The sequence below is a fragment of the Actinacidiphila polyblastidii genome, assembly GCF_036353415.1.
GTDB classification, from domain to species: domain Bacteria; phylum Actinomycetota; class Actinomycetes; order Streptomycetales; family Streptomycetaceae; genus Actinacidiphila; species Actinacidiphila polyblastidii.
On record NZ_JAZEWV010000001.1, the window covers coordinates 189,904 to 215,451 of the forward strand.

The 25,548-nt window shown below is 73.0% G+C and carries 14 protein-coding genes; 8 read left to right on the plus strand and 6 right to left on the minus strand.

The genetic code is table 11. The annotated features are described in order from the left end of the window. Window positions 1-54 precede the first annotated feature (54 nt). Window positions 55-5,805 (minus strand): FG-GAP-like repeat-containing protein, encoded by a 5,751-nt coding sequence (locus V2S66_RS00715; protein ID WP_330792239.1) that lies wholly within the window; start codon window positions 5,803-5,805, stop codon window positions 55-57. Between the two features lie 690 nt (window positions 5,806-6,495). Between V2S66_RS00715 and V2S66_RS00720 the strand changes: the two genes are divergently transcribed. Next, window positions 6,496-12,915, plus strand: a complete 6,420-nt coding sequence (locus V2S66_RS00720; protein WP_330792241.1) for an RHS repeat domain-containing protein — start codon at window positions 6,496-6,498, stop codon at window positions 12,913-12,915. A gap of 120 nt (window positions 12,916-13,035) precedes the next feature. After that, a complete protein-coding gene (locus tag V2S66_RS00725; protein WP_330792243.1) occupies window positions 13,036-13,692 on the plus strand; it encodes a hypothetical protein in 657 nt (218 codons plus the stop codon). Between the two features lie 70 nt (window positions 13,693-13,762). Here the strand turns inward: V2S66_RS00725 and V2S66_RS00730 are convergent, their stop codons facing one another. Beyond that, window positions 13,763-14,506 (minus strand): SOS response-associated peptidase, encoded by a 744-nt coding sequence (locus tag V2S66_RS00730; protein ID WP_330792244.1) that lies wholly within the window; start codon window positions 14,504-14,506, stop codon window positions 13,763-13,765. A 160-nt stretch (window positions 14,507-14,666) separates the two neighbouring features. Next, the gene (locus V2S66_RS00735) at window positions 14,667-15,884 is read right to left on the minus strand and encodes a UbiA family prenyltransferase (protein ID WP_330792246.1); all 1,218 of its coding nucleotides are present in this window, start codon (window positions 15,882-15,884) and stop codon (window positions 14,667-14,669) included. Window positions 15,885-15,986: 102 nt separating this feature from the next. Between V2S66_RS00735 and V2S66_RS00740 the strand changes: the two genes are divergently transcribed. The 3 genes from V2S66_RS00740 to V2S66_RS00750 are packed head-to-tail and all read left to right on the plus strand — an operon-like array spanning window position 15,987 to window position 18,637. Then, window positions 15,987-17,060, plus strand: coding sequence for a type III polyketide synthase (locus tag V2S66_RS00740; RefSeq protein ID WP_330792248.1), 1,074 nt, complete (start codon window positions 15,987-15,989; stop codon window positions 17,058-17,060). A 6-nt stretch (window positions 17,061-17,066) separates the two neighbouring features. After that, window positions 17,067-17,624: an isoprenylcysteine carboxyl methyltransferase family protein gene (locus V2S66_RS00745; RefSeq protein ID WP_330792250.1), complete on the plus strand. Its 558-nt coding sequence runs from the start codon at window positions 17,067-17,069 to the stop codon at window positions 17,622-17,624. Continuing rightward, entirely contained in the window at window positions 17,621-18,637 is a 1,017-nt protein-coding gene (locus V2S66_RS00750; protein WP_330792251.1) for an NAD(P)/FAD-dependent oxidoreductase, read from the plus strand. The genes V2S66_RS00745 and V2S66_RS00750 overlap by 4 nt, the downstream gene beginning before the upstream one ends. A gap of 24 nt (window positions 18,638-18,661) precedes the next feature. Here the strand turns inward: V2S66_RS00750 and V2S66_RS00755 are convergent, their stop codons facing one another. Together V2S66_RS00755 and V2S66_RS00760 are read right to left on the minus strand one after the other, a co-directional pair. Further along, complete coding sequence (locus tag V2S66_RS00755) at window positions 18,662-19,210, minus strand: DUF6529 family protein (RefSeq protein WP_330792253.1); 549 nt, start codon at window positions 19,208-19,210, stop codon at window positions 18,662-18,664. A 47-nt stretch (window positions 19,211-19,257) separates the two neighbouring features. Then, on the minus strand, window positions 19,258-19,809 hold the full coding sequence (locus tag V2S66_RS00760; RefSeq protein ID WP_330792255.1) for a COG4315 family predicted lipoprotein: 552 nt from the start codon (window positions 19,807-19,809) through the stop codon (window positions 19,258-19,260). A gap of 345 nt (window positions 19,810-20,154) precedes the next feature. On the opposite strand from V2S66_RS00760, the gene helR reads away from it, so the two are divergent. After that, a complete protein-coding gene (helR, locus tag V2S66_RS00765; RefSeq protein ID WP_330792257.1) occupies window positions 20,155-22,311 on the plus strand; it encodes an RNA polymerase recycling motor ATPase HelR in 2,157 nt (718 codons plus the stop codon). A gap of 156 nt (window positions 22,312-22,467) precedes the next feature. Beyond that, on the plus strand, window positions 22,468-23,634 hold the full coding sequence (locus V2S66_RS00770; protein ID WP_330792260.1) for a PP2C family protein-serine/threonine phosphatase: 1,167 nt from the start codon (window positions 22,468-22,470) through the stop codon (window positions 23,632-23,634). Window positions 23,635-23,686: 52 nt separating this feature from the next. On the opposite strand, the gene V2S66_RS00775 is transcribed toward V2S66_RS00770, so the two are convergent. After that, window positions 23,687-24,073, minus strand: coding sequence for a DoxX family protein (locus V2S66_RS00775; protein WP_330792262.1), 387 nt, complete (start codon window positions 24,071-24,073; stop codon window positions 23,687-23,689). A 237-nt stretch (window positions 24,074-24,310) separates the two neighbouring features. On the opposite strand from V2S66_RS00775, the gene sigJ reads away from it, so the two are divergent. Continuing rightward, complete coding sequence (sigJ, locus tag V2S66_RS00780) at window positions 24,311-25,243, plus strand: RNA polymerase sigma factor SigJ (protein ID WP_330792264.1); 933 nt, start codon at window positions 24,311-24,313, stop codon at window positions 25,241-25,243. The last annotated feature ends 305 nt before the right edge of the window (window positions 25,244-25,548 follow it).

The following is a 25,548-nucleotide window of genomic DNA, read 5'->3' on the forward strand; positions in this document are numbered from 1 at the left end:
CTCCGGGCCCCCACCGCCCGCTCTCGGCGACCTGACGTCACCGACCCACCGGTGTCACCAGCCGATGCCCAGCTGGTGGCGGGTGCCGGCACCGGCCCGGGTGCCGGGGCCGGGGTACATCCACAGGAGCCCGCCGGGGCCGCGGGCGACGATGTCCGCGTTGCCGTCACCGGTCCAGTCGGGGAGCCCGGCGACGGTGTAGTTGGTCCAGCCGGTCCCGATCTGCACGCGCGCGGTGCTGGTGTCGTGCGCCGCGTCGCCGGGGTAGAGCCACAGCAGTCCGGTGGAGTCCATCGCCACCAGGTCCATGTGCCCGTCCTTGTCCCAGTCGGTCATGCCCTCCAGGGTGTAGGTGCTCCAGCTGGTGCCGGCCTTGACGCGGGTGCCGAGCGTGCTGGTGCCGTTGATGGTGCCGCTGCTCGGGTAGTTCCACAGGCTGCCGCTGGAGTCGGTGGCGACGACGTCGGGGTGCCCGTCGCCGTTCCAGTCACGCACGCCGGCGAAGGTGTACGTGCTCCAGCCGGTGCCGATCTCCACCCGCGCGGTGCTGGTGTCGTGTGCGGCGTCGCCCGGGTAGATCCACAGCAGTCCGGTGGAGTCCCTGGCGACGATGTCCTGGTACCCGTCGCCGTTGAAGTCGGCGATGCCGGCGAGGGTGTAGGCGGAGAAGCCCCAGCCGACCAGGGTCGCCGTGGTCGTCGAGGGTCCGTGGCCGCCGTCGCCGGGGAACATCCAGATGTCGCCCGATGCGGTCTCCGCGACCAGGTCGGGGAGACCGTCGCCGTCGAAGTCCACGGTGTCGGCGAAGGTGTACGGGCCGCCGCCGGCGGTGTTCTGCTGGTACAGCGCGCCGGCCTGGTTGGCGGTCAGCGCGTAGTCGTAGCTCTGCACGCCGCTGACGGAGCCGGACAGGAAGTCCGTCTGGCTGCCGTTGTACAGGCCGCGGCCCACCGTGTAGGCGTTCGGCGCGTTCCACAGGGTGACGCCGGTGGCCGAGCCGGCGAGGGTGCCGTTGACGTAGAGCTGGGTGGTCCTGGCCGCCGCGTTGTACACGCCGACCAGGTGCGTCCAGGTGCTCGCGGCCGCTCCGGAGGCGTAGGCGGTGGTGAGGGCCGCTCCCGAGGTGTCGGCGCCGGCGGTGGTCAGCGCCCAGCCGGGCGCGGTGGCGTGGGAGTAGTTGTACTGCAGGCGGAAGGAGCTGTTCTGGGTGCCTTCCTGTGCGGCGACGGTCATGTCGTGGGTGGGCAGCGAGGGCAGCCTGACCCAGGCCGACACGCTGAAGCTGGCCTGCGTGTTCAGCACCGGGGTGGTGCTCGTCGCGGTCCCGGTGGCGCCGTCCAGGTTGAGCACGGTGCCGCGCAGCGAGTCGTCGCCCCAGCTCGCGCCGGTGGCGGAGAGCGTCAGTGGCGCGTTGCCGGTGCCGGGGTTGAGGATGGTGCCGGGTGTCTGCGGGGTGTCGGTGGCTGCCGTGTCGGTGGCGACGGGCATGTCGTTGCCGTCGTCGGCGTTCCAGGTGTCCTGCGGCGTCATGAGCGAGTCGGAGAGCGCGCCGTAGCCCGCCAGGCTCAGGTTGACGTGGTCGCCGCTGTCGGCCCAGGGGGCGAGCCGCTCCTCACCGCGGTAGGCGTTCGGCGCGGCGACGGCGGCGTCGAAGTCGGCGAAGTACACCGCCGGGGTGCCCCAGGGGTTGCCCAGGTTCATGCCGCCGAGGAAGGCGTTGACGTCGGTACGGGAGTCGTCGACCGCGGAGGTGCACGGGTCGTTGGCGGTGGCGCCGTCCCCGGCGTAACCCTCGCACGGGGTCAGCGAGGTGAGGACCACGTTGATGCCCCACGCCTGCAACTGCTGCACCAGCGCGGTGTATCCGTTGTCCTCCAGGTCGGCGTTGGTGGTCGAGCCGCCGAGCAGGTCCTCCAGGCCCTCGTCGAGCACGACGGTGTTGATGCCCGGCTGGTCGAGGATGTCGCGGTCGATCCTGGACAGCACGGCGGGGCCGCCGATCGCGCTGCCCTGGTACTGCTCGGGGTTGTCGGTCATCAGCTGGTTGGACTCGATGCCCTCGGCCAGCACGCCGAACGGCTGGGGTGTGGTGGGCTCGGCCCCGGCGAGCGCGTCCGAGACGCGGTAGCCGTTGGAGTTCGGCGGTGTCGTGTTCGGCTGGAAGGGGTCCGCCAGGTGGTCGCCGAGCACCGCCTCGGTCGGCACGCCCGCGCCCTGGACGTCGAGTCCAGCGATCAGCTGGGTGAAGTTGCCGTAGGCGGCGGCGTTCGTGGTGAACGGCGTGGCGCTGGTGCCGGTCGTCAGGTCGCCCGAGCCGATGGCGCTGACGTAGGTGTACGAGCCGTTGGCGTACGAGTGGGTGATGACGTACGGCACCGAGTTGGTCAGCTGGTAGCTGACCAGCAGGAGGTGGCCCGCGGTGACGGTGAAGCTGACCGGGTCGCTGTAGACCACGCCGCCGACCGGGACGGTCACCGACTGGGCGCCGCCGAAGGTCAGTGACTTGATGGTGCCGGTGGGCACCGAGGTGAAGGCGGTCGCGCTCGAACTGAGCGCGACGGTGGTGTGGCCGATGCTCAGCTTGCTGGTGCCCTCGCCGTTGTCGAGCTTGATCCGCACGGTCGTGCCCGACATCGAGGGCTGCAGTGCGGTGCGGAAGGTCTGGTTGCTGTAGTTGGCGCCGCCGCTGAGCAGGTTGGAGTTGCTCTCGTTGGGGTTCGCCCAGGCGCCGGTCCAGGACTGCCCGGTCGCGGCGGGGCTGTAGGTGCCGTTCGCCTCCGGTGTGCCCTTGGTCGTGTTGCGGGTGGACATGCCGAAGATGTGCAGGGTCTGGGCGTTGTTGCCGACGTGGTCGGAGACGTCGGGCAGGGTCACCGAGGCGATGGTCCTGGCCGGGTCGATCGGCACCGAGAAGGCGAACAGTCCGTGCGGGCTGGCGTGGCTGCCGGTGGAGTCGTTGCGGTGCGGCAGCACGACGGCGGGCAGCGAGGTGCCCACGTCCCACCAGTTGGGGACGGTGAGGTCGTAGGAGGTGCTGGTGCCGTCGGTGTAGGTGATGGTGCCGGTCGCGGCGCAGGCGCCCACCGGGTCGGTGCCGGAGAAGCAGTAGGAGCCGGAGACCGCGGTGCCCGCCGGGACGTAGGGGGCGGTGCTGTCGCCGTCGATCGCGCCCGGGGTGGCCAGGCCGGCGTTGGTGCTGGTGGCGAGGAACTCCAGGGCGCTGCCGGAACCGCTGTAGGTGACGGTCTGGTTGGCGGCCAGCACGTTGTCCTTCTGGCCGGCGCCGAAGGCGGGCAGCGCGAAGGTCGCGCCGTCGACGGTGACCTTGCCGGCGCTGGGCCAGCCGGCTCCGGCGAGGTCGGTGGCGGAGAAGCTGTCACCGCTGCCGTCGATGTCGGCCTGCGTGGTGGCGGTGTCGGAGCTGATCGCGGTGTTGTCGAAGCACGCGGCCAGGCTCGCGCAGGTGGTGCCGGTGTGACCGGCGGCCAGGAAGGGGTAGGCGAAGTCGCCCGAGTCGTCGCCCGCGGCGTCGACCGCGTAGACCCACAGGGTGTGCGGGCCCGGTGAGGGCGGGGTGACGGTGACGGTCGCCTTGTTCGACGCCGCCGTGACGGTCTGCGCGGCCGGCGGGTTCACCTTGGTCGGCGGCACGTCGAGGTTGTAGACGAACTTCGTCGCCGCCGTGCCCGCGCCGGAGATGTCGAACTTGCCCGCGGTGCCGTAGGTCGCGCCGACCACCGCGTCCGTGACGTCGGTGTTGGGGTAGAGGTTGCTCTCCGAGGTCACCGCCGGGGTGTCGGGCGCGGTGGGCTCGGCGACGAAGTGGCAGGTCGGCGACTGGGTGTAGGCGGTGCTGTCCATGCCGTCGGTGACCTTGACGTTCCAGTCCACGGTCTGGCCGTTGGTCAGCGAGGACATGAAGGCGGAGGTCAGCGACGCGGTGGCGTAGGTGCCGCTGGACAGGTTGTCGCCGCTGTTCACGGTGTGCATCGTGGTCTGGCCGTTGATCCAGTACTGGAAGGTGGCCTGGAGCTTGTCCGCGTTGGGGTCGGACACCTTGGCCCGCAGGACCGGCGGTGTGCTCGCGATGGTCTTGCCCATGTACGGATAGGGGGACACCGTGTCGCACGCCGCGTCGTCGGCGCCGGCGACCGCGGCCATGGTGGCGGCGGTGGGGGCGTTCGGGGCGTTGTTGAAGAAGACCTGCAGGGTGGGGTTGTGGGTGAAGCGCTTGAACCCCAGGTCGTTGTGCTTGGACTCCAGCGAGTCCTCGCTCAGGGTGACGGTGAAGGTGCTCGCGTGCGCGGCGGCCGAGGACTTGACCGGCGTGAGTACGTTGAAGCCGTTGGTGGTGCTGCCGTTGTTCGGGCAGTACGTCGGGTTGTAGGACGGCCCGAAGCTGGAGGACGTGGAGTAGCTGTTGTAGCCGGGGCGGTTGCTCCAGTCGGTGCCCGACCCCATGCCCTTCGACCAGTGCAGGTTGACGGTGGCCGTGGTGCCGCAGGACGCGGAGTAGACGTCGGTGGCGTCCACCTCGGCGCTGTGCACGTCGGAGCCCCAGATGGCCTTGGGGAGGTTCCACTGGTAGATCGCGTGCTCGTCGCCGGTGTAGCAGGAGCCCTCCTGCCAGCCGTTGTAGCCCACGCCCAGGTAGCCGTTGTCGGCCAGGCTCCCGGTCTGGTTGGTGAAGGAGTTGCCGGGGCAGCCCTGCTTCACCTCGTCGAACTGCGGCGTGCCGCCGGTGGCGGGGTGCCAGTTCACCGAGGGGTCGGCGTAGACGGGCCACACCGTGGAGCGGCTGGCGAGCATGCGCGCGTCGGGCACCAGCGTCATCGAGCCGGGGGCGGTGCGCACCTTGACGGGGGCGAGGCGGGCGGCGAGGCCCGGGTGCCCGGCGTCGGAGCGGTCGGCGGCGACCTTGGCCCCGGACCGCGCGGCGGTCTTCGCGTCCTCGGGGTCGGGCGACGGCAGCCGGGTGTTGGAGTCCCACTGCACGGGGGTGGCGCCGTCGGCGACGAGCGCGCCGCGGGTGTCGGTGACGGCGAGGCCGCCGTCGCGGGCCACGCCCAGCTTCCCGCCGTGCACCGCGGTGGTCAGCCGCACGGACGCGAGGCGCTTGGCGGCCTGCGCGGATCTGATGACCAGGACGTCGCTCAGACCGCCGTCGGCGGTCGCCGACATGACGAGGTCGACGCCGGGGAGCACCGAGCGGTAGGTGGCCGAAGCTCCGTCGACGACCGGAGCCGGCAGGGCGGTGGGCCAGGTCAGCGAGACCGAGGTGGTGCCGGAGCGGGTCACCGCCAGCGGGGCGTCGCCGCCGCCGGAGAAGGTGACGGTGCCGTAGGCGGTGGCGGCGGGCGCCCAGCCGCCGCCGGCCTGGCGGGTGAGCTTCAGGTCGACCGGGGTCCAGCCGTGGCCGCGCCGGACCCGGACCGGCTCGGCGTTCGCGGAGAGCATGAAGGCGCCGGACGGTTCGGCGACGACCGCGTCGACCGGCGTGGTCAGGGAGTCGACGAGGGTCTGCTTGCCGCTGCGCCGTGCCGTCTCGGCGGCGGACTTCATGGCCGCCTGATCGGCGGCGGTGAGTCCGTAACCGCTGGGCAGCGGGACCAGGTTGCCGGGCATCGCGGCGCGGTGCGCGACGGGCTGGGTCCTGCCGGGGAGCGAGGCGGCGGCCGCCCCCGCGCTCCGGTCGGCCGCATGAGCGGACGTCAGGCCGACAGTGCCCGCCGTCCACAGGGCCATCACGGCGGTGAGGGCGGTTCTGCCCCGGCGTCGCGGTGGCGTGGTCAGTCGTCTCTTCATGCTTTTCGTGGTCTCCCAGGTCAGCCGGGGTCAGGTCCGGGCCGAACCTAAGTGCTGCCCGCAACTTTGCCTAGACCGGTATTCCTCCCTCACCTGCCGTGTTGTCGTTGTAGGTGGCAGTAAGCAGCCATATGTCTATTTCAAAGAAATGGTAAGGCGACTGCGGCGTGCGTCCGGTAGCGCTAATTCCGCTTCCGTACCCAGAATTCATTTGACGCAGACGCGCCGCTCAGGTAAAGGCCCGGTTCACGGAGTGCCTGGTGAGCGAGGTGACGACCGCCCGAAATGTCCCATCGAGCCCATTGAAACACCCTTCACATGTGCACCTTTGGTGACAGTGGTAAAGAAGCAGTGGTGGGTAGGTAAATGGTAAAGAGTGTGTCTGCACTTGGCTGGCGGCGTTGGCAGGTCTTTTGGCACTGGTATTTTCCCTGCCGGTCGATGATCACCGCGGACAGCGAGGGGCGGGACACTGTGGCGTCCGGCGACGGGCTTTTCCCAATCACGTCAGGCAAGACCGATGGCAGGCACAGACGGTGGGGCGGCCCTCCGGCCGCCTGGCGTGCCGTCGTCGCCGTGGCCGGTGCGATGGCCGTGTCGGCGACGCTGCTCGGGGCAGCGTCGCCGGTCGCGGCGGAAGTGGCGGGGCCGCCCAAGGCCCCTCATGCGAAACCGGTGCCGGTCACTCCGGTGACCTCGCACTACGGCACGCCGCGCAAGCTCGTCACCACGCCCTCGCCGGCTCCGGTGTGGCCTGCGGGCACCGCGACGGCGAGCGTGCCGCGCCTTGCCGTCGCGAGCACGGCGGCGCCGCGTGCGAGGGCCGGGGCGCAAGCGAAGGCACCGGCACAGGCGACGAAGAACGCCCGCGCCGGGGCGGGAGCCGCCGCGGCCACCGTGTCAGCGGCGCGCGCCGGCAGCCTGCCCGTCTGGTTCAGCCCGCTCCCCGCCGCCGCGGCCGCCCGGGACGCCGGCGGCGCGTCCGCCGCGGCGAAGAAGACCGCGCCGGCGGACGTCCGGGTGCGCATCCTGCCGAAGTCCGCCGCGACCGCGGCCGGCATCGACGGCGTGCTGCTGCAGGTCGCCCCCACTGAGGCGACGCCGCTGCACATGGCGCTGGGCTACGGGTCGTTCGCCGAGGCCTTCGGCGGCGACTGGGCCTCGCGGCTGCGGCTCGTCCGGCTGCCCGACTGCGCCCTGACCACGCCGCAACTCGCCTCCTGCCGCACCGAGACCCCCGTGGCCTCCGCCAACAGCACCACGGCGCGGACCCTGTCGGCCCCGCTCGCCGGCGCGCGGAACACCGTGCTCGCGGCCACCGCCGGGCCGAGCGGAGGCGGCGGCGACTTCGGCGCCACCTCGCTCAAGCCGTCCGGCTCCTGGCAGGCCGGCGGCAGCACCGACGCGTTCACCTGGTCCTACCCGATCAGCGGGCCCAGCGTCCCCGGCGGGCTGACGCCCAACCTCGCGGTGGGCTACGACTCGCAGAGCGTGGACGGCCTGACGTCGTCCACCAACACCCAGGCCTCGGTCGTCGGTGACGGCTTCTCGCTGCCGAGCAACTACGTCGAGCGCTCCTACGCGTCCTGCCACGACAACCCCACCGGCCCCACCAAGACGTGGGACAGCTGCTGGTCCTCCGACAACCAGCTCACCCTCTCGCTCAACGGTGACACCACCACCCTCATCAAGGACGACACCACCGGGACGTACCGGGCTCAGGGCGACTCCGGCGAGCGCGTCGAGCGGCTGACCGGCGCGACCAACGGCGCCCAAGGCGGCGAGTACTTCCGGGTGACCACGACGAACGGCACCCAGTACACCTTCGGCCTCAACCGGCTGCCGGGGTGGGCGACGGGGAACACGACCACCGACTCGGTGCTGACCGAGCCCGTCTACGCCACCGCCTCGGGCCAGCCCTGCTACAACGCGACCTGGGCCAGCTCCTGGTGCCAGCAGGGCTACCGCTGGATGCTCGACTACGTCAAGGACACCCACGGCGACGTGATGTCCTACTTCTACACGCCGACCACCGCCTCCTACGCGCGCAACCTCGGCAAGACCGCCGACACGTCCTACACACGCGACGTGGCGCTCGCGAGGATCCAGTACGGCCAGCGCGACAACGCGGTGTACTCCACCAGCCCGGCCGCCCAGGTCACCTTCGCCTACAACGGCCGCTGCAACACCTCCGCCACCGGGTGCGCGACCTCCACGCTCACCAGCTCCACCGCGTCCAAGTGGCCGGACGTGCCGTTCGACCTGAACTGCGCCAGCGGCGCCTCCTGCTCGACCAACTCCCCCACCTTCTGGAGCGAGAACGAGCTGACGGGCGTCCAGGCCCAGGCGCTGGTCGGCTCCACCGAGACGAACGTCGACTCCTGGGCGTTCACCTACTCCTTCCCGCCCACCGGGGACGTGACCACGCCCTCGCTGTGGCTGAACACGGTGACCCGCACCGGCCAGGACACCTCGGCCGGCGGCTCCGCCTCGGCGCAGGCCATGCCCCAGGTCACCTTCGCCGGCACACCCCTGTCGAACCGGGTGGACCTGACCGACGGCTACCCGCCGATCACCCGCTACCGGCTCAACACCATCACCACCGAGTCCGGCGGCGTCGTCAGCGTCGGCTACACCGCCCCCGCCTGCGGCGGCGGCACCCCGAGCGACGCGAGCCACAACACCTCCCTGTGCTACCCGGGTTACTGGACTCCCACCGGGCAGACCACGCCGATGCTGGACTGGTTCAACAAGTACGTCGTCACCACGGTCACCCAGCAGGACCAGACCGGCGGCGGCGTCAACGACACCATCGTCACCCGGTACGTCCCGGTGGGCGCCCCCGCCTGGCACCACGACGACGACCCGCTGACCATCGCCGCGCAGCGCACCTGGAACCAGTGGCGCGGCTACGGCGGCATGAAGGTCACCACCGGCACCACGCCCGACCCGGTCACCGAGACCGACTACACCTACTTCCGCGGCATGGACGGCGACACCCTGCCCGCCGGCGCCACCCGCTCGGCGTCCGTCACCGACTCCCGCGGCGACCCCCCGGTGACCGACGCGGCCCAGTACGCCGGGCTGACCTACGAGTCGATCCTCTACAACGGGCTGAACAGCGGCAAGGTCGTCAACGACACCGTCACCGCGCCCTGGAGCAGCAGCGCCACCGCCGTGCACGCGCTGTCCGGCGGGCTGCCGTCGCAGAAGGCGTTCCTGACCGGCCAGAGCGACGTCAAGGTCTTCACACCGCTGGCGTCCGGGGCCACCCGCCAGACCGAGATCGCCTACACCAACGACTCCTACGGCCGGGTCACCAAGACCGACGACAAGGGCGACGTCGCCACGGCGACCGACGACCTGTGCACCACCGCGAGCTACGCGGACAACACCTCCGCGTGGATCCTCGACCTGGTGGACGAGACGAAGACGGTGTCCGTCGCCTGCTCGGCCACACCGTCCCTTCCGGCCGACGCGGTGAGCGACAAGCGGATCTTCTACGACAGCTCCGGCACCCTGGGCGCCGCACCCACCGTGGGCGATCCCACCTCGACCCAGCAGGCCACCTCGTACACCGGGTCCACGCCGGTCTACTCGACCATGTCGTCGCTGACGACGGACGTCTACGGCCGCCCGCTGACCAGCACCGACGCCGATCAGCAGACCACCAAGACCACCTACACGCCGAGCACCGGCGCCGCGCCGACCTCCATCGTCTCCACCGACCCGCTGGGCCAGACGCTCACCCAGACCTACGACGCGCTGCGCGGGCTGATGCTGACGCAGACCACGGCGGCCGGCTACGTCACCAAGGCGCAGTACGACGCGCTGGGACGGACCACGGCGGTGTTCCGGCCCGGTATCACCGCGGCCACGACCAAGTACAGCTACGCGGTCACCGCCGACAAGCCGAGTTCGGTCGTCACCCAGACCCTCGACGAGGACGGCAGCTACCGCAGCAGCGAACTGCTGCTGGACTCGCTGCTGCGGCCCCGCGAGACGCAGATCTCGACCGTCGACGGCGGCCGGGACGTCACCGACACCGTCTACGACACCAACGGATGGGTGGCCAAGACCACCGCCCCCTACTACGCGAGCGGCGCCCCCTCGACGACGCTGGTGCAGGCCCAGGACGGTGACGTGCCGTCGGAGACGGGCTTCACCTACGACGGCGCCGGGCGCAAGACCGTGGCCACCGCCTACGCGCTGGGCAGCCCCACCTGGAACACCACGACGGTCTTCGGCGGCAACTTCACCACCACCCTTCCTCCGAAGGGCGGCGTGGCCGAGACGACGCTCACCGACGGCCGCGGACGCGCCACCGACCTGTACCAGTACCACGCGGGCGCCGCGGCCGACCCGGTCCACGACGCCGCCTCGGACTACTCCGACACCCACTACACGTACTACCCGGACGGGCACCAGTCCGGCGAGACCGACCCGGGCGGCAACAGCTGGACCTGGACCTACAACCTGCTCGGCGACCAGGTCGCGGCGACCGACCCCGACGCCGGCAGCTCCTCGGCGACGTACGACAACGCCGGCCAGCTGCTGACCACCACGGACGCCCGCGGTGACCAGGCCACCTACACCTACGACAAGGACGGCCGGAAGACGGCGGTCTACGACACGACCGGCAACGCCACCGCGTCCACCGCGAACCAGGTCGCGTCCTGGACCTACGACACGCTGAAGAAGGGGTACCCCACCTCTTCCACGTCGTACGCGAAGGGCACGACCAGCGCCTCCGTCACCAACGCGATCCTCGCCTACACCAGCATGGGCGACGTCGCCGCCTCGAAGACCACGCTGGCCAACCTGCCGAGCAACCTGGCGCCGCTGGCGCCCTCCGGCGGATACACCGAGTCCAACACCTACAAGTCCAGTGGACTGCTGGCGAGCCACCAGGACCCGGCGGGCGGCGGACTGCCGGCGGAGACCGTCGACTACGGCTACGACGCGTACGGGCAGACCACCGGCGTCGCCAGCTCCGGAACCAACGCCTGGACGTACGTCTCGGCCATCGGCTACGACGAGTACGGCGAGCCGCTCCAGTACGCGATGGGCACGACCACCGACTGGGTCGACCTGACCCTCAAGTACGACCCGCAGACCGGACAGCCGACCGACGCCAAGACCACCGACTCGACCAGCAGCACGGTCGTCGACGACACCTCGTACGCCTGGGAGAACCCGGCGGTCTCCAAGGGCGCCGGACTCCTCACCTCGACCACGGACCGCCAGAACGGCGGCGCGGTCGCGGACACCCAGTGCTTCGGCTACGACTGGGGAACCCGGCTGACCGCGGCCTGGACCGCCACCGACAGCTGCGCCGCCACCCCCTCGGCGGGCAGCAGCGCCACCGTCGGCGGCCCCAACCCCTACTGGCAGTCTTGGACGTACGCCGCGGACGGCCAGCGCCAGACGCAGACCGACCACGACACCGCCGGTGTCGCTGCCGACGACACCACCACGACCTACCACTACCCGGCCGCGGGCTCCGCGACCGACCAGCCGCACACGCTCGGCAGCACCACCGCCACCGGCCCGGCCGCCGCGGCGAACACGGCCTCGTACGGCTACGACGCCTCGGGCAACACCCAGTCGATCCAGGGCGGAGCGCTGGGCGACCAGACCCTGACCTGGAACCACCAGAACCGGCTGGACACCGACACCACGTCGGCCGGCGCCACCAGCTACCTCTACGGGCTCGACGGCGGACTGGTGCTGCGCACCGACCCGACGCAGGCCACGCTCTACCTGGGCGACGAGGAACTGGTGGAGAACACCGCCACGAAGGCGGTGACCGCCACCCGGTACTACTCCGTCAACGGCACCACCCTGGCCTCCCGCTCCAGCAGCGGCGACGTCCAGTACCTGATCCCCAACCGGCAGGGCAGCGACTACCTGTCCATCGACTACCAGACCCAGGCGGTGACACGACGCCAGTACCTGCCCTTCGGCGGCACGCGCGGCGCGGTCCCGACCGGCTGGCAGGGCGACAAGGGCTACGTCGGCGGCACCACCGACACCGCCACCGGTCTGGTCAACCTGGGGATGCGCGAGTACGACGCGCAGACCGGCCGGTTCATCAGCCGCGACCCGCAACTGGAGACCGCCGACCCCTCGCAGCTGACGGGCTACGACTACGCCGCCAACAACCCGGTGACCGGCAGCGACCCGACCGGCCAGAGCTGGTTCCACTCGCTGTCCAACGCGGTCTCCAGCCTGGCGGACACCGCGCAGCAGGTCATCGACCGCACCAACGGCCCCATGGCCGCACTGGGCTTCGGGCAACTGCTGCTCGGCGCGACCATGGACGGGCTGGGCGGTGCGCTCATGGCGACCGGCGTCGGGGCGCTCGGCCCGGGCGAGGCGCTGATCATGGCAGGCTCCGCGCTCGCCGTCACCGGCACCGCGACGGTGATCGGCTCGGTCGCCGCGCCGAACATCGCCTACGCCGTGCAGAACGGTGGAGGCGGCGGGGGCGGCGACGAAGGGGACGGTTCCGACGGCTCGTCGTCGGACGACCCGAGCCGGGACGAGGACGCGCAGTCTCTGACCAAGGAGCACGGCGACGGCAAGGGCGGTCCGCAGCTCACCCTGGACAATGCCTACCGCTCGTTGGACGACGCTCCGGAGGGCACTCGTGCCCGGGTGATGCCCAAGGAGAACGAGCTCCAGAGCAAGCCAGGAGCCAAGGGGAAGGACAAGGTCAAGAACGCCGACCTCGAATACCTCGATCAGCAGGGTGACATCGTCGGCTACGGCGAGGTCAAGACCATCGGAGAGGCCGACGAGGGGAAGTTCACCGAGCAGCTTTCCAGTGCCGTCAAGCAGTTGCGCTGGCGGCAGGACTGGAAGGGCGGCACGGACGTCAACGAGATCTTCATCCAGGTCCCTGACCTGGCCGATCCTCCCGAGGTCAAGCAGTGGGTCCGGAGCTACCAGAACGCCCGCAGGGGCGGTATCAAGTCGATCCGCGGGTACCATCTCCGGGTCTACACCCAAAGTGGCAGCAAAATCGGCGACTTCGACCTGGGCAGCACCGACGAGGGCCACGTCGAGGGGCATACCTACTATTCATCGAACGGGTACTCCTACTGAGCCGCCCGCCGGTCTCTGACGTCAGGCGGTAATCCGGGACAGGGCGGACGCGTTCGTAGAGGCGCGTCCGCCCCGTCCTCGTCCGAAAGGCACGTTCTCTTGTCCTCGACGCTCCACCGAGTGCGCGAATCCTTTCCCGACGCCGCGAGCGCCCTGACCCGGGCGCGGGCGGTCATGCACGACCTGGCTGACTGGACCGCCCTCCCCTGGCCCCAACTGAAGCCGGTCACCACGGCCGAGCAGTACGCGCACGCCCTGCAGGTTTTCGACACCGCCCGCGTCTACGGGAACCAGGGACAGCCCGGCGTCGCTGCCGCGCTGGACGAACTGCGCCGCCGCAGCGTCGTCACCTTCGGCAACGAGGAGCCGAACGCCTGGTTCGCGGGGTACCTGAGGCTCCGCCCCGACCTGGCCGACCTCTGGCCGCTGCCGGAGGGCCTGACCCTCACGCTGGACTCGGCCCAGCCCTTCGGCGATCCCGACAGCGAGCCCGACGAGAACTGCACCGAGGAGGAACTGGACCGGATGGTCTCGGTGCTCGGGCCGCTGTCCCTGAACGTCAGATGGGACTGCGGCTGGCGCGGCCTCCCCGAGTCCAAGGACTGCGGTGTGCAGGTCTGTCTGAACAGCGTCTGGACGGAGCAGACCGCCGAGCCGTCCCCCGGCGAGTTCGGCGTCTGGATCTCCCTCGGCCCCCGCGTCGCCTGGACACCTGAGGGCCGGAACTGGGTCCGCGACTGCGGACTCCCGCTGGGCGAACCGCAGGCAGGGTGGTGACGGATCGAGGCATCGGCGCGCGAGGCAGCGCCGGCCGCGCTTTCCGGCGCGCTCGCCGACTGCAAAGCGGTCAGGCGTCGGTGTCGGTGTCGACCGCGTCGAGCAGGTGCGCGCCGTTGGCGCTGGGCCGGTTGACCTCGGTGGAGACCGGGCGCGCGTCCAGGGCGCGGGCGGCGGGGTCGGCGAGCAGGGAGCGGATCTCGTCCGGGTCGTCGAGTGCGGGATCGAGCCAGGCGTCGACGTCGCCGGGGGCGACGGTCAGCGGCATGCGGGGGTGCACGCGGCCCGCGGCGTCCGTGGCCTCGGTGGTCAGGATCGTGCACGTCGTCCACCACTCGGCGGACCCGGCGTCCTCGGCCTTCGGGTCGCGCCAGAACTCGTAGAGCCCGGCGAAGGCCATCACCCGGCCGTCGTCGGGGTGGATGAAGTACGGCTGCTTGTACGCCTTGCGGCCGTCGCGGGCGGGCACCGCGGTCCACTCGTAGAAGCCGTCGGCGGGCACCAGGCAGCGGCGCGCGGCGAAGGCGCGGCGGTACGCCGGTTTCTCGTGGGCGGTCTCGGCCCGCGCGTTGATCATCTTGTTGCCGACGGACAGGTCCTTCGCCCACGAGGGGACCAGGCCCCAGCGCGCGGCGCGCAACGTGCGCCGGATCTCGCCGGTGGAGCGGTCGGCGCGCTCCAGCACCGCCCACACGTCCTGGGTCGGCGCGACGTTCCAGCTCGGTGGCAGCGCCTGGTCGGGCGGTGGCGGGTCCGCGCGGAACAGCGCTCCCAGGTCCTCGGGCTTGCGGGTGGAGACATAGCGGCCGCACATGACGTCCAGCGTGCCACATCCCGGTGTCGCAGCCGCGGGAGATGCGGTCTAGGGCGCTGCCGTCTTCGCCTCGTACGGTGCCGCGTCGCGACGGGGGCCGGCGAGGCGCTCGGTGAGCGTCAAGCGGCTCGGGACGCCGCGCGGGGGGCGCTGCCGCCGGTCAGGCCAGGGCGTGGCCGCGCAGCAGGAGCAGGACCACCGAGGTGGCGGCCATCGCGAGCGTCGCGAGGAACGGCAGCCGCGCGTGCGGCCGGGCGGCGGCCGGGGCGACGGTGGCGAGGGCCGCCGCGCCGGTGACGGCGAGCGCGGTCCAGCCGGCGGCGCCCGGCGGGCCCGGCGGACCGAAGACGAGGGCGCCGGCGGCGCCCAGCAGCGGCGCCGGCGCGAGCAGCCGGCTGCGCCGGCGGCCGAGGCGCTGCGGAAGTCCGCGCACCCCGGTGGCGAGGTCGGCCTCGATGTCCGGCAGCACATTCGTGAGGTGGGCGCCCACCCCGAGCAGCGCCCCGGCCGCGACCGACCAGCCCGGCGGCATGGTTCGCGCCGGCAGGCCGAGCGTCACGAAGACGGGAAGCAGCCCGAAGCCGACGGTGTACGGCAGCCAGGACCAGAGGGTGCGTTTCACGCCGGCGTTGTACGCCCACGCGGCCGCCACACCGGTCAGGTGCGCGGCCCCGGCCGCCGGACCGCACGCCAGCGAGGCGAGCACGCAGACGAGCAGCGCCGCCCCCGTCGCCATCCACACCGTGCGCGCCGACACCGCGCCGGCGACCAGCGGCTTGTCCGTCCGCCGCGCGACCGCGTCCCGCTCCCTGTCCAGCAGGTCGTTGCTCCAGCCCACCGACAACTGCCCGGCCAGCACCGCCACCGCCACCACGACGCACCCCCCGGCCGTCTGCCCCGACGCCGCCGCGAGCCCCGCCATCAGCGCGGCCACCGCGGCGGTCGGCTCCGGATGACACGCCCGCACCAGCGCGCCGACGACCGTGGCGAAGCCGGCGGGCGGGCGCGCTCGGGGTTTCGTCGTGCCGCCCAGCGCGAGCGGACCACCGGCCGCGGACGCGGAGACCGCCGTACCGCTCGACGCGAGATCCTTCGCCCGCGCCGAGGCCACCGCGCAAGGCGCGAGGTCGACGGCGGACACCGGGGCCCCGGCACCCGCCACGCCGGAGGACGCCACCGCGCCGCCCGGCGCGAGCGCAGCGCCGGCCGCGGACGCGGAGACCGCCGTACCGGCCGGCTTCACGGTGGACGCGAGACCCGTCCCCGTGGCCGACGCCGCCGGAGCCCCGTCCGAAGGCGCGGACACAGGGGTCACGACACCCGCCGCGCCGGGCGGCGTCGCGGCCGGGGGGGCGGCGTCGCGGGGGTCGCTGGGCACGCGTCCCACCGTAGCGGCAGGCGCCGCCGCGGCACTTGCGGCGCGGCGCGCACTCTCCGCCCGATGACGGTCATTCGCCCGACTTGTTCCTATGCTGACGGGATGAGCCGAATCGCCGCCGTGCACGCGGTGCTGCCGCGCCACCGGTACGAGCAGCACGAGATCAGGGACGCGCTGGCGGAGATGGCCGGGGTGGGGAGGGCGGGTGGGCCGGGGCGGGGGCTGCTGGACCGGATGCACGCCGCGTCCGCGGTGCGCAGTCGCCATCTGGCGCTGCCGCTGGAGCGGTACGCGGCGCTCGGGGACTTCGACGCGGCGAACCAGGCGTACGTCGCGTCGGCGCTGGAGCTGGGCGAGGCCGCCGCGCGCGGGGCGTTCGCCGGGTCGGGTGTGAGCGCGTCGGACGTGGAGCTGGTGGTGTTCACGTCGGTGACGGGGCTCGCGGTGCCGTCGATCGACGCGCGGCTGGCGGGCCGGCTGGGGCTGCGTGCGGACGTCAAGCGGCTGCCGGTGTTCGGGCTGGGGTGCGTGGCCGGGGCGGCCGGCCTGGCCCGGGTGCACGACTACCTGGCCGGCCGGCCGGCCGCGGCGGCCCTCCTGCTGTCGGTGGAACTGTGCTCGCTCACCGTGCAGCGGGCCGACACCTCGGTGGCGAACCTGGTGGCCGGCGCGCTCTTCGGCGACGGCGCCGCCGCGGTGGTGGCGGTCGGCGCCGAGCACCCGGCGGCGGCCGGCGCGGGCGGCCCGCGGGTGGTGGCCACCCGCAGCCGCCTGTACCCCGGCACCGAACGGCTGCTCGGCTGGGACGTCGGGGCCGGCGGCTTCCGGATCGTGCTGGGCGGCGACCTGCCGGACACCCTGGTGGAGCGACTCGGCCCGGAGGTACGGGACTTCCTCGCCGACCACGCGCTGAAGGTGCCGGACGTGACCGGCTGGATCTGCCATCCGGGCGGCCCGAAGGTGCTGGACGCGGTGCGGGCCGCGCTCGATCTGCCCGCGCGGGCGCTCGAACTGTCGTGGCGTTCGCTCGCGGAGGTCGGCAACCTCTCCTCGGCGTCGGTGCTGCACATCCTGCGCGACACCCTCGAACGGGACAGACCGCTGGCCGGCACGCCGGGGCTGATGCTCTCCGTCGGCCCCGGGCTCAGCTCCGAACTCCTCCTGCTGCGCTGGTAGGCGGCGATGCACTCCTCTTCCGTCACTGCCGCCGCCTACACCGTGCTGGTCCTGCTGGTCGGTGTGGAGCGGCTCGCCGAGCTGACCGTCGCGCGGCGCAACACCGCCTGGAGCCTGGCGCGCGGCGGCACCGAGTACGGCCGCGGCCACTACCCGGTGATGGTCGCGCTGCACACCGGGCTGCTGGCCGGGTGCCTGGCCGAGACGTGGTGGGGCGGGCGGACGTTCACCGCCGCGCTCGGCGCGCCGATGCTGCTGCTCGCGCTCGGCGCGCAGGCGCTGCGCTGGTGGTGCGTCCGCACGCTCGGGCCGCGCTGGAACACCCGGGTCATCGTGGTGCCGGGGCTGCCGCTGGTCGGCGGCGGACCGTACCGGCTGATGGACCACCCCAACTACCTCGCGGTGGTGGTCGAAGGCGCCGCGCTGCCGCTGGTGCGGGGCTGCTGGATCACCGCGGTGTGCTTCACCCTGCTCGATCTGGCGCTGCTCGCCGTCCGGCTGCGCTGCGAGAACACCGCGCTGCGCGCCGGGCTCGCGGTCCCGGCGGCCGCGGGGGCGGCGTGATCGACCTGCTGGTCGCCGGCGGCGGCCCGGCCGGACTGGCCACCGCGATCCACGCCGCGCGCGCCGGACTGGAGGTGGTGGTTGTCGAGCCGCGCCCCGGCCCGGTGGACAAGGCGTGCGGCGAGGGCCTGATGCCCGCGGCCGTCGGCGCGCTCGCCGACCTCGGCGTGCACGTCGGCGGCCTGCCGCTGCGCGGCATCCGGTACCTGGACGGCCGGCGCCAGGCCGAGGCGTTCTTCCGTACCGGTCCCGGCCGCGGGGTGCGCCGCACCGAGCTGCACGCGGCGCTCGCCGGGCGGGCCGCGGACCTCGGCGTTCCGGTGCTGCCGCGCAAGGCGGGCGAGGTGCGCCAGGAGTCCGACCGGGTGCACGCCGCGGGACTCACCGCGCGCTATCTGGCGGCCGCCGACGGGCTGCACTCCCCCATCCGGCGGGCGCTCGGCCTGACCGGTCCGCCGGACCGCGCTCCGGCCCGCTACGGTCTGCGGCGGCACTTCGCGGTCGCGCCGTGGACGGACTGCGTGGAGGTGCACTGGTCGGGCCGCGCGGAGGCGTACGTCACCCCGGTCGGGCCGCGACTGGTCGGCGTCGCGCTGCTGACCTGCGAGCGGGCCCCCTTCGACCGCCAGCTCGCGGCCTTCCCCCGGCTGGCCGCGCGGCTGCCGGCCGTCGCGGCGACCCCCGCGCGCGGCGCGGGCCCGCTGCGGCAGCCGGTCCGCGGCCGGGCGCTGGGGCGGGTGCTGCTGGTCGGGGACGCGGCCGGCTACGTGGACGCCCTCACCGGCGAAGGCGTCTCGCTCGCGCTGCGGGGCGCCGCCCACCTCGTGCGCTGCGTGCTCGCCGACCGTCCGGAGGAGTACGACCGGGCGTGGCGGGCGATGTCCCGGCGGCACCGCGCGCTGACCGCGGGACTGCTGAGGGTGCGCGCCGCGCCGCTGCTGGCCGGGCGGATCGTGCCCGCCGCGGCGCGCCTTCCGGCGGTGTTCGGTGCGGTGGTGAACGGGCTCGCCTGACGCCGCCCGGCACGCCTCCTGGTGTCAGGTGGAGGACAGGCCCGGCACCGAGTAGCCGCCCAGCACCCACAGCGCGGCGGTGTACCAGAGCAGCGCGATGCCGATGACCAGCAGGGAGCCGACGATCGGCAGCAGCGCGCCCGGCAGCCTGCGGGAGCGCACCACCAGCACCTTGGCGACGAAGGCGCCGTAGAGCGCGCAGCCCGCGACGGAGTGGATCGCCACCCGCGGGCTGGTGGTCTCGATGCCGTAGGTGGCCAGGCAGTGGTAGGCGATCGGCAGGGAGAACAGGAAGGCGAAGAGGCCGAGGGCGCGGTGGCCGATCCGGACCCCGTGCGGCGCCGCGCGCAGCCCCGGCAGCCGGCCGTACATCCACAGGGCGAGGACGAGCTGGATGAGGGCGAGGCAGAGCAGGGCGCTGCCCAGACGGGCCTTGAGGTCGACGGCGTCGGTGCCGTGCTGCCCGTACAGACCGCTGTTGTAGTCGGGGGTGTGGTGGTCGCCGAAGAGGTAGACGCCGAAGCCGACGGCCACCGGCAGCAGGACGCCGAGCGCGACCGCCGCCACGCGCACCGCGGGACGGCGGCGGCGGGGCGGTCGCGCGGCGGCGGGGGGCTCGCTCAGCTCGTGACCTGCTTGCCCTTGGCGTTCACGACGTACCACAGGGCGCCGAACTGGTCGACGGCCTGCCCGTTGGTCTGGCCGGGCTTGGTGTCGCCGACGTAGTAGTAGAGCGGGTGGCCGTTGTAGCTGACCTGCGGGAGGCCGCTGGAGCGCTTGACGGTGCCGATCAGCTTCTGGTCCGCGCCGGTGCCCGCCTTGGCGGTGCCGGTGCTCAGCACCGGCGGCCAGGCCACGGCGCAGCCGCCGGTGCAGGTGGACTCGTTCTTCTTCTTGTCGGCCACGAAGAGGTAGAGGGTGCGGCCCTTGGCGTTGACCAGGATGGTGCCGAGCTTGCCGGAGGACTTGGTGGCCACGGTGGCCTGGCCCGGAGCGGAGCTCGCGGCCGCGGCGGCGGTGGTGGCGTCGGCGGCCGCGCCCGAGGAGGCGGCGGAGGCGGACGAGCCGGTGGTCGACGACCCGGAGGAGGAGCTACTGCCCGAACAACCGGTCAGCAGCGTGGCCAGCAGGGTGACGGCGGCGCAGGAGGCCGTCGCGAGGGTGCGCTTCATCGCAGCTCCGAAGGTGGGCGCAGTGGGGGTCCAAGCCTCACCCCACGTGCCGCCTGCGGCCGGGTACGCCACACATGCGCGCTCCTGTCACCTGGCAAGATCAGCCGAGTGGTGCAGCGGCCGGGAACCCGGGGCGGCTCACGACGCCTCACCACGCGCCCGGTGCCGCGGCAAAAGCAAAGGCAAGGAGGGACTGCCTCTCCTTGCCACTCTCAACGTATAGCGCAACGGGGGGCTTGCGGCAAGGCCCCGCTCGTGGGGCACAATCGCGCATCCGGGCCGAAAAGCCGGAAGCCGCAGAAATGGGAGATCCACGAAGTGCGTGTGCCGTTGCAGGATGACGGGATGACCACCAGCGCGTTCGGGCTGCCCGATGGTCTGTCCGCCAAGGCGGACCCGGCGCTGATCGGCGGCGACGAGCAGCACTTCGCGGCCGTCGCCGCGAGCCTGGCGCAGACCATCGCCGAGCTGACCGACCGCCTCGACGCCGAGCGCAGGGCGCCCGGCGGCATCGGCCGCGAGGCGATGGACCGGGACAACGAGGTGCACCGGCTGACCGGTCAGCTGCGTACGCTGCGCCGCTTCGGCCTCGACCTGTGCCTGGGCCACATGGTCCCCGCGGACGGCTCAGGGCCGGTGTACGTGGGGCGTCTCGGCCTCACCGACAGCACCGGGCGCCGGCTGCTGCTGGACTGGCGCTCCCCCGCCGCCGAGCCGTTCTTCGCGGCGACGCACGCCGCGCCGATGGGTCTGGCGAGCCGCCGCAGGTACCGCTGGACCCGGGGCCGGATCAGCGACTACTGGGACGAGGTGTTCACCGCCGACGGCCTGGAGGGGCACGCCGCGCTGGACGACCAGTCCGCGTTCATCGCCAGCCTGGGCGGCAACCGGTCGGCCCGGATGCGGGACGTGCTGGCCACCATCCAGGCCGACCAGGACGCCGTCATCCGGGCGGGATCGCGCGGCGCGCTGGTCGTCGACGGCGGTCCCGGCACCGGCAAGACGGTGGTCGCCCTGCACCGTGCCGCCCATCTGCTGTACGCCGACCCGCGCCTCGGCCACCGCCGCGGCGGTGTGCTGTTCGTCGGTCCGAGCCGCCCCTACCTCGCCTACGTCGCCGATGTGCTGCCGAGCCTCGGCGAGGAGGGCGTGCAGACCTGCACCCTGCGCGACCTGGTCGCCGAGGGCGCCGCGGCGGCGGTCGAGGCCGACCCGGAGGTGGCCGCGCTGAAGGCGTCCGCGGCCCTGGTGCGGGCGATCGAGCCGGCGGTCGGCATCTACGAGGAGCCGCCCACCGAGGGCATGGAGGTGTCCACCCACTGGTCCGACCTCTGGCTGAGCGCCGACGACTGGGCGGTGGCGTTCGACGTGGTGGAACCGGGGACGCCGCACAACGAGGCGCGCGAGCAGATCCGCGACGAGCTGATCACGATCCTGTCGGACAAGGACGACAGCGACGCCACACCGGAGCTGCTCAGGCGGTCGCTGCTGTCGAACCGGGAGCTGACCCGGGCGCTCAACCGCGCGTGGCCGATGCTCGAGGCAGCCGACCTCGTGGGCGATCTGTGGTCGGTGCCCGCGTATCTGCGCAAGTGCGCTCCGGGGCTCGGCCCGGACGACGTCCGCAGGCTCCAGCGCGCGCAGGCCCAGGCATGGACGGTGTCCGACCTGCCACTGCTGGACGCGGCGCGGCAGCGGCTCGGCGACGCGCAGGTGGCGGTGCGCCGACGGCGCCACGAGGCGTCCGTCGCCGCCGAACGCGCACACCGTGCCCAGGCCATCGACAGCATGCTGCAGAACATGGAGATCGACGAGAGCGAAGGCGCTCTGGGGATGCTGCACGGGCAGGACCTCCAGGAGGCGCTGGTCGACCAGAGCGCCGTGCCGGTGCCGGAACCGGACCTGCTGGCGGGCCCGTTCGCCCACGTCATCGTGGACGAGGCGCAGGAGCTGACCGACGCCGAGTGGCAGATGCTGCTGCTGCGCTGCCCGTCCAGGAGCTTCACCATCGTCGGCGACCGCGCGCAGGCCAGGCACGGGTTCACCGAGTCGTGGCAGGAGCGGCTCGAACGGGTCGGGCTGGACCGGATCACCGTGGCCTCCCTGAGCATCAACTACCGCACGCCGCAGGAGGTCATGACGGAGGCCGAGGCGGTCGTCCGCGGCGTGCTCCCGGACGCCAACGTGCCCACCTCCATCCGCAGCAGCGGCATCCCGGTCGTGCACGGGGCGGTCGCGGACCGGGACGCGATCCTGGACGGGTGGCTCGGTGCGCACGCCGAGGGGATCGCCTGCGTCATCGGCGACCCCACCTTCCGGGCGACGCCCCGGGTCCGGTCGCTGACACCGGAGCTGTCCAAGGGCCTGGAGTTCGACCTGGTCGTGCTCGTCGCACCGGAGAGGTTCGGCCAGGGGGTCGAGGGCGCCGTCGACCGCTATGTCGCGATGACCCGCGCGACGCGCCAGCTCGTCGTCCTCACCGGCGCCGGCAGCTCCTCGTGACCCGGGGGCCGGCGCGCGGAGCAGCCCCGCCGCCGGCCGCTCTCCCCCAGCACACCGCGGCGGCCGGAACAAAAGGCGCACTGTCCGCGCTCTCCTACCCAAAGCGGGACAAAAACGTCATCGGCGATATGACGCCGTGACGGAACGGAGCGCCGGATGAGCCACTCGCCCTTCCTCCTGTCCGCCGGCCGGCGGACGTCCGAGAAGACCCAGGCGGGCATCGGCGTCTTCCTCCTCTCGGCCGCTCTGATCGTCGCAGTGCCGGTCGCCGACCTCTTCACCTCCCCCACGATCCATCTGGCCCACATCCTGGTCGTGCCGGTCGCCCTGGTCGCGGCCTTCTGCGGGCCGCGCAGGGGCGCGCTGGCGGCCCTCCTGGCGGTGGTCGCGCTGATCGCGGCGGGCGCGGAGCGGCACATGCTCAGCACCGAGAACGTGCTGGTGCAGCTGGGGTCGCTGGTTGCGCTCTCCGGGCTGCTGGTGTTCTTCGGCGGACTCCAGGAGCGGCGCCGGCGGGAGCTGGAGCGGCTGCGCCGGGTCTCGGACACCGCCCAGAACGTGGTGCTGCGCGCCCTGCCCCACCGGGCGGGGCCGCTGTCGCTGGCCGCCGAGTACCGGGCGGCCGAGGTCGGCACGAGCGTCGGCGGGGACCTGTACGCCGTCGCCCGCACCGCGCACGCCACCCGGGTGCTCATCGGCGACGTCCGCGGCCACGGCCTGGACTCCCTGAGCGGGACCGAGACCGTACTCGGCGCCTTCCGGGCGATCGCCCACCGCCAGGAGCCGCTGCCGGAACTGGTCGCGGACCTGGAGGCCAGCGTGCGCTGGGGGCTGGCGGAGCAGCTCGACGAGCAGCCGGGCGACGGCGTCGGGGAGCGGTTCGCCACCGCGGCCGTCGTCGAGATCCCCGACGACGAGCCGTACGTGCGCGTGGTCAGCTGCGGCCATCTGCCGCCGCTGCGGATCCGCGACGGCGGCGCGCAGTTCCTGGAGGTCGAGCAGACCTCCCCGCCGCTGGGTCTCGGGGCGCTGGCCGACGGCCCGTACACCCCCGCCACCTTCGACTTCGCCCCCGGCGACCGGCTCCTGCTCTACACCGACGGGGTCACCGAGGCCCGCGACGCGGACGGCCGCTTCTTCCCGCTGCGGGAGAGGGCCGAGGCGCACGCCGCGCGGCGCCGTCCCGACGCGCTCGTGGAGTCCCTGACCCATGACGTGCTGGCGCACGTGGCGGGCCGCCGCGACGACGACATGGCGCTGGTCGCGCTGCGGCGCGAGCCCGCCGACCGGGCGGCCCCGGGGCGGCGGGCACGCCGGGCGTGAGGCCGTCGGCCGTCCGCGGGCGGCGGCGATGCGGACGGCCGACCCGGCCCGGTCAGTGCACGAAGGACTCGGGGCCCAAGCGGCCCCACGCCACGAGGGCGGCGAGGGCCAGGTAGGCCAGGTCGACCAGCATGAGGGTGAGCTCGTGGCGCCGGATTCTGGTGATCGCCGCCCCCACCATGACCGCCACCAGGCCGAGGGCGGCCAGCGGCACCAGGACCGGGGCGGTGTCGAGCACGGCGGGCAGGATCAGGCCGATCGCGCCCAGCACCTCCAGGGCGCCGATGGCCTTGACGCCGCCGGCGCCGAAGTCCTCCACCCACTGGGCGCTGTGCCCGAAGGCGGCGATCCTCTCCTTGGGTGTGACCACCTTGAAGGCGCCGCCGAGCAGGTAGGCGGCGGCCAGCAGGCCGGCGACGATCCACAGCGCGAGATTCATGATCGTTCTCCCTTGCGGGTGTGCGGATGTGTGGGGACGAATGACGGGTGTGCGGGTGCACGGCGGGCTGCCGGTCACCGATGTCGTGCCGTCCCTCTGAGACACCGCGACCCGGCGATCTGTGACACCCGCGGGTGTGACGTGCGTCTCCCGGTCGCAGGCCGGGCGCGCGGCGACGGCCGGGCGCCGAGGACGGGCGGCTCGGATAGCCTGCTGGGCGGTTGAGGGAGGGTTTCCATGCCGGGAGCGGCAGTCGCACGGGAGGCGGTCGGGTACCGGCCGCTGCTGTTCTCCATCGCCTACGGGATGACCGGTTCCGTCGGCGACGCCGAGGACATCGTCCAGGACGCCTTTCTCGCACTGACCAGGGCGGAGCGGGCGGGCACCGCGATCACCGACCTCAAGGCGTACCTGGCCACCGCGGTGACCCGGCTGGGGATCAACCACCTCAGGTCGGCGCGGGTGCGGCGGGAGACCTACGTGGGCGACTGGCTGCCCGAGCCGGTCGTCGTCTCCGCCGACCGGCCGGGGCCGGCCGAGTACGCGGAGCTGGCCGACTCGCTGTCGATGGCGTTCCTGGTCCTGCTGGAGGCCCTGTCGCCCACCGAGCGTGCGGTGTTCCTGCTGCGCGAGGCCTTCGGGTACGGCTACCCGGACGTGGCGAGGGCCGTCGGCAAGTCCGAGGCCAACTGCCGGCAGATCCTGGCCCGGGCCAGAAAGCGCGTCGGCCCCGCGAGGCAGCCGGCCGACCGGCCGCCGAGCGCGGCGCGGCGCGCGGCGGGCGACGCGCTCGCCCGCCGGTTCTTCCAGGCAGCCGCGGGCGGCGACATGGACGCGCTGCTCGACATGCTCGCGCCGGACGTCGTGTTCCACGGCGACGGCGGCGGCAGGGCACGCGCGATCGGGAGGGCGGTGAGCGGCCTGCGGGGCGTGGCGCAGTTGCTCGTCGGCGGGTTCCGCAGGACCGGCAGGCTGGGCATCGCGCTGCGGCCGGCCACGGTCAACGGCCGGCCGGGCGCCGTGCTCTGCGACGAAAGGGGCCGGGTGGCAGGTGTGCTCGCACTGGACATCGCCGACGGCGCGATCCGGGCGGTCCTCTCGGTGTCGAACCCCGACAAGCTCGGCCATCTGGGCGCGGTGTCCGACGTCGCGCTGCTGCCTGAGCGGTGACGTCCCCGGTCAGTGCGGCGGTGGTGAAGGCGCCGGGCTGCTCCAGCCCGCCCGCGCCCGGTGCCTCGTCGGCGACCGCCCGCGAGCGGGCGACGGACTCCCGCCACAGGGCGCGCAGTTGCTCGGGGGTGTCCTCGACGGCGGAGCGGTGGTCCCAGTCGGGTTCGCCGTCCCGGTCCACGGCGTCCCAGGGAGCGCCGACGGGGGCGGCCGGCCACAGCCGGGCGACGTGGCGGTTCCGGCCGCGCTTCCCCGGTGGTCTCGGTCATGACCGCAGACCCTGACGGAGGGCTCCGACAGCGCCG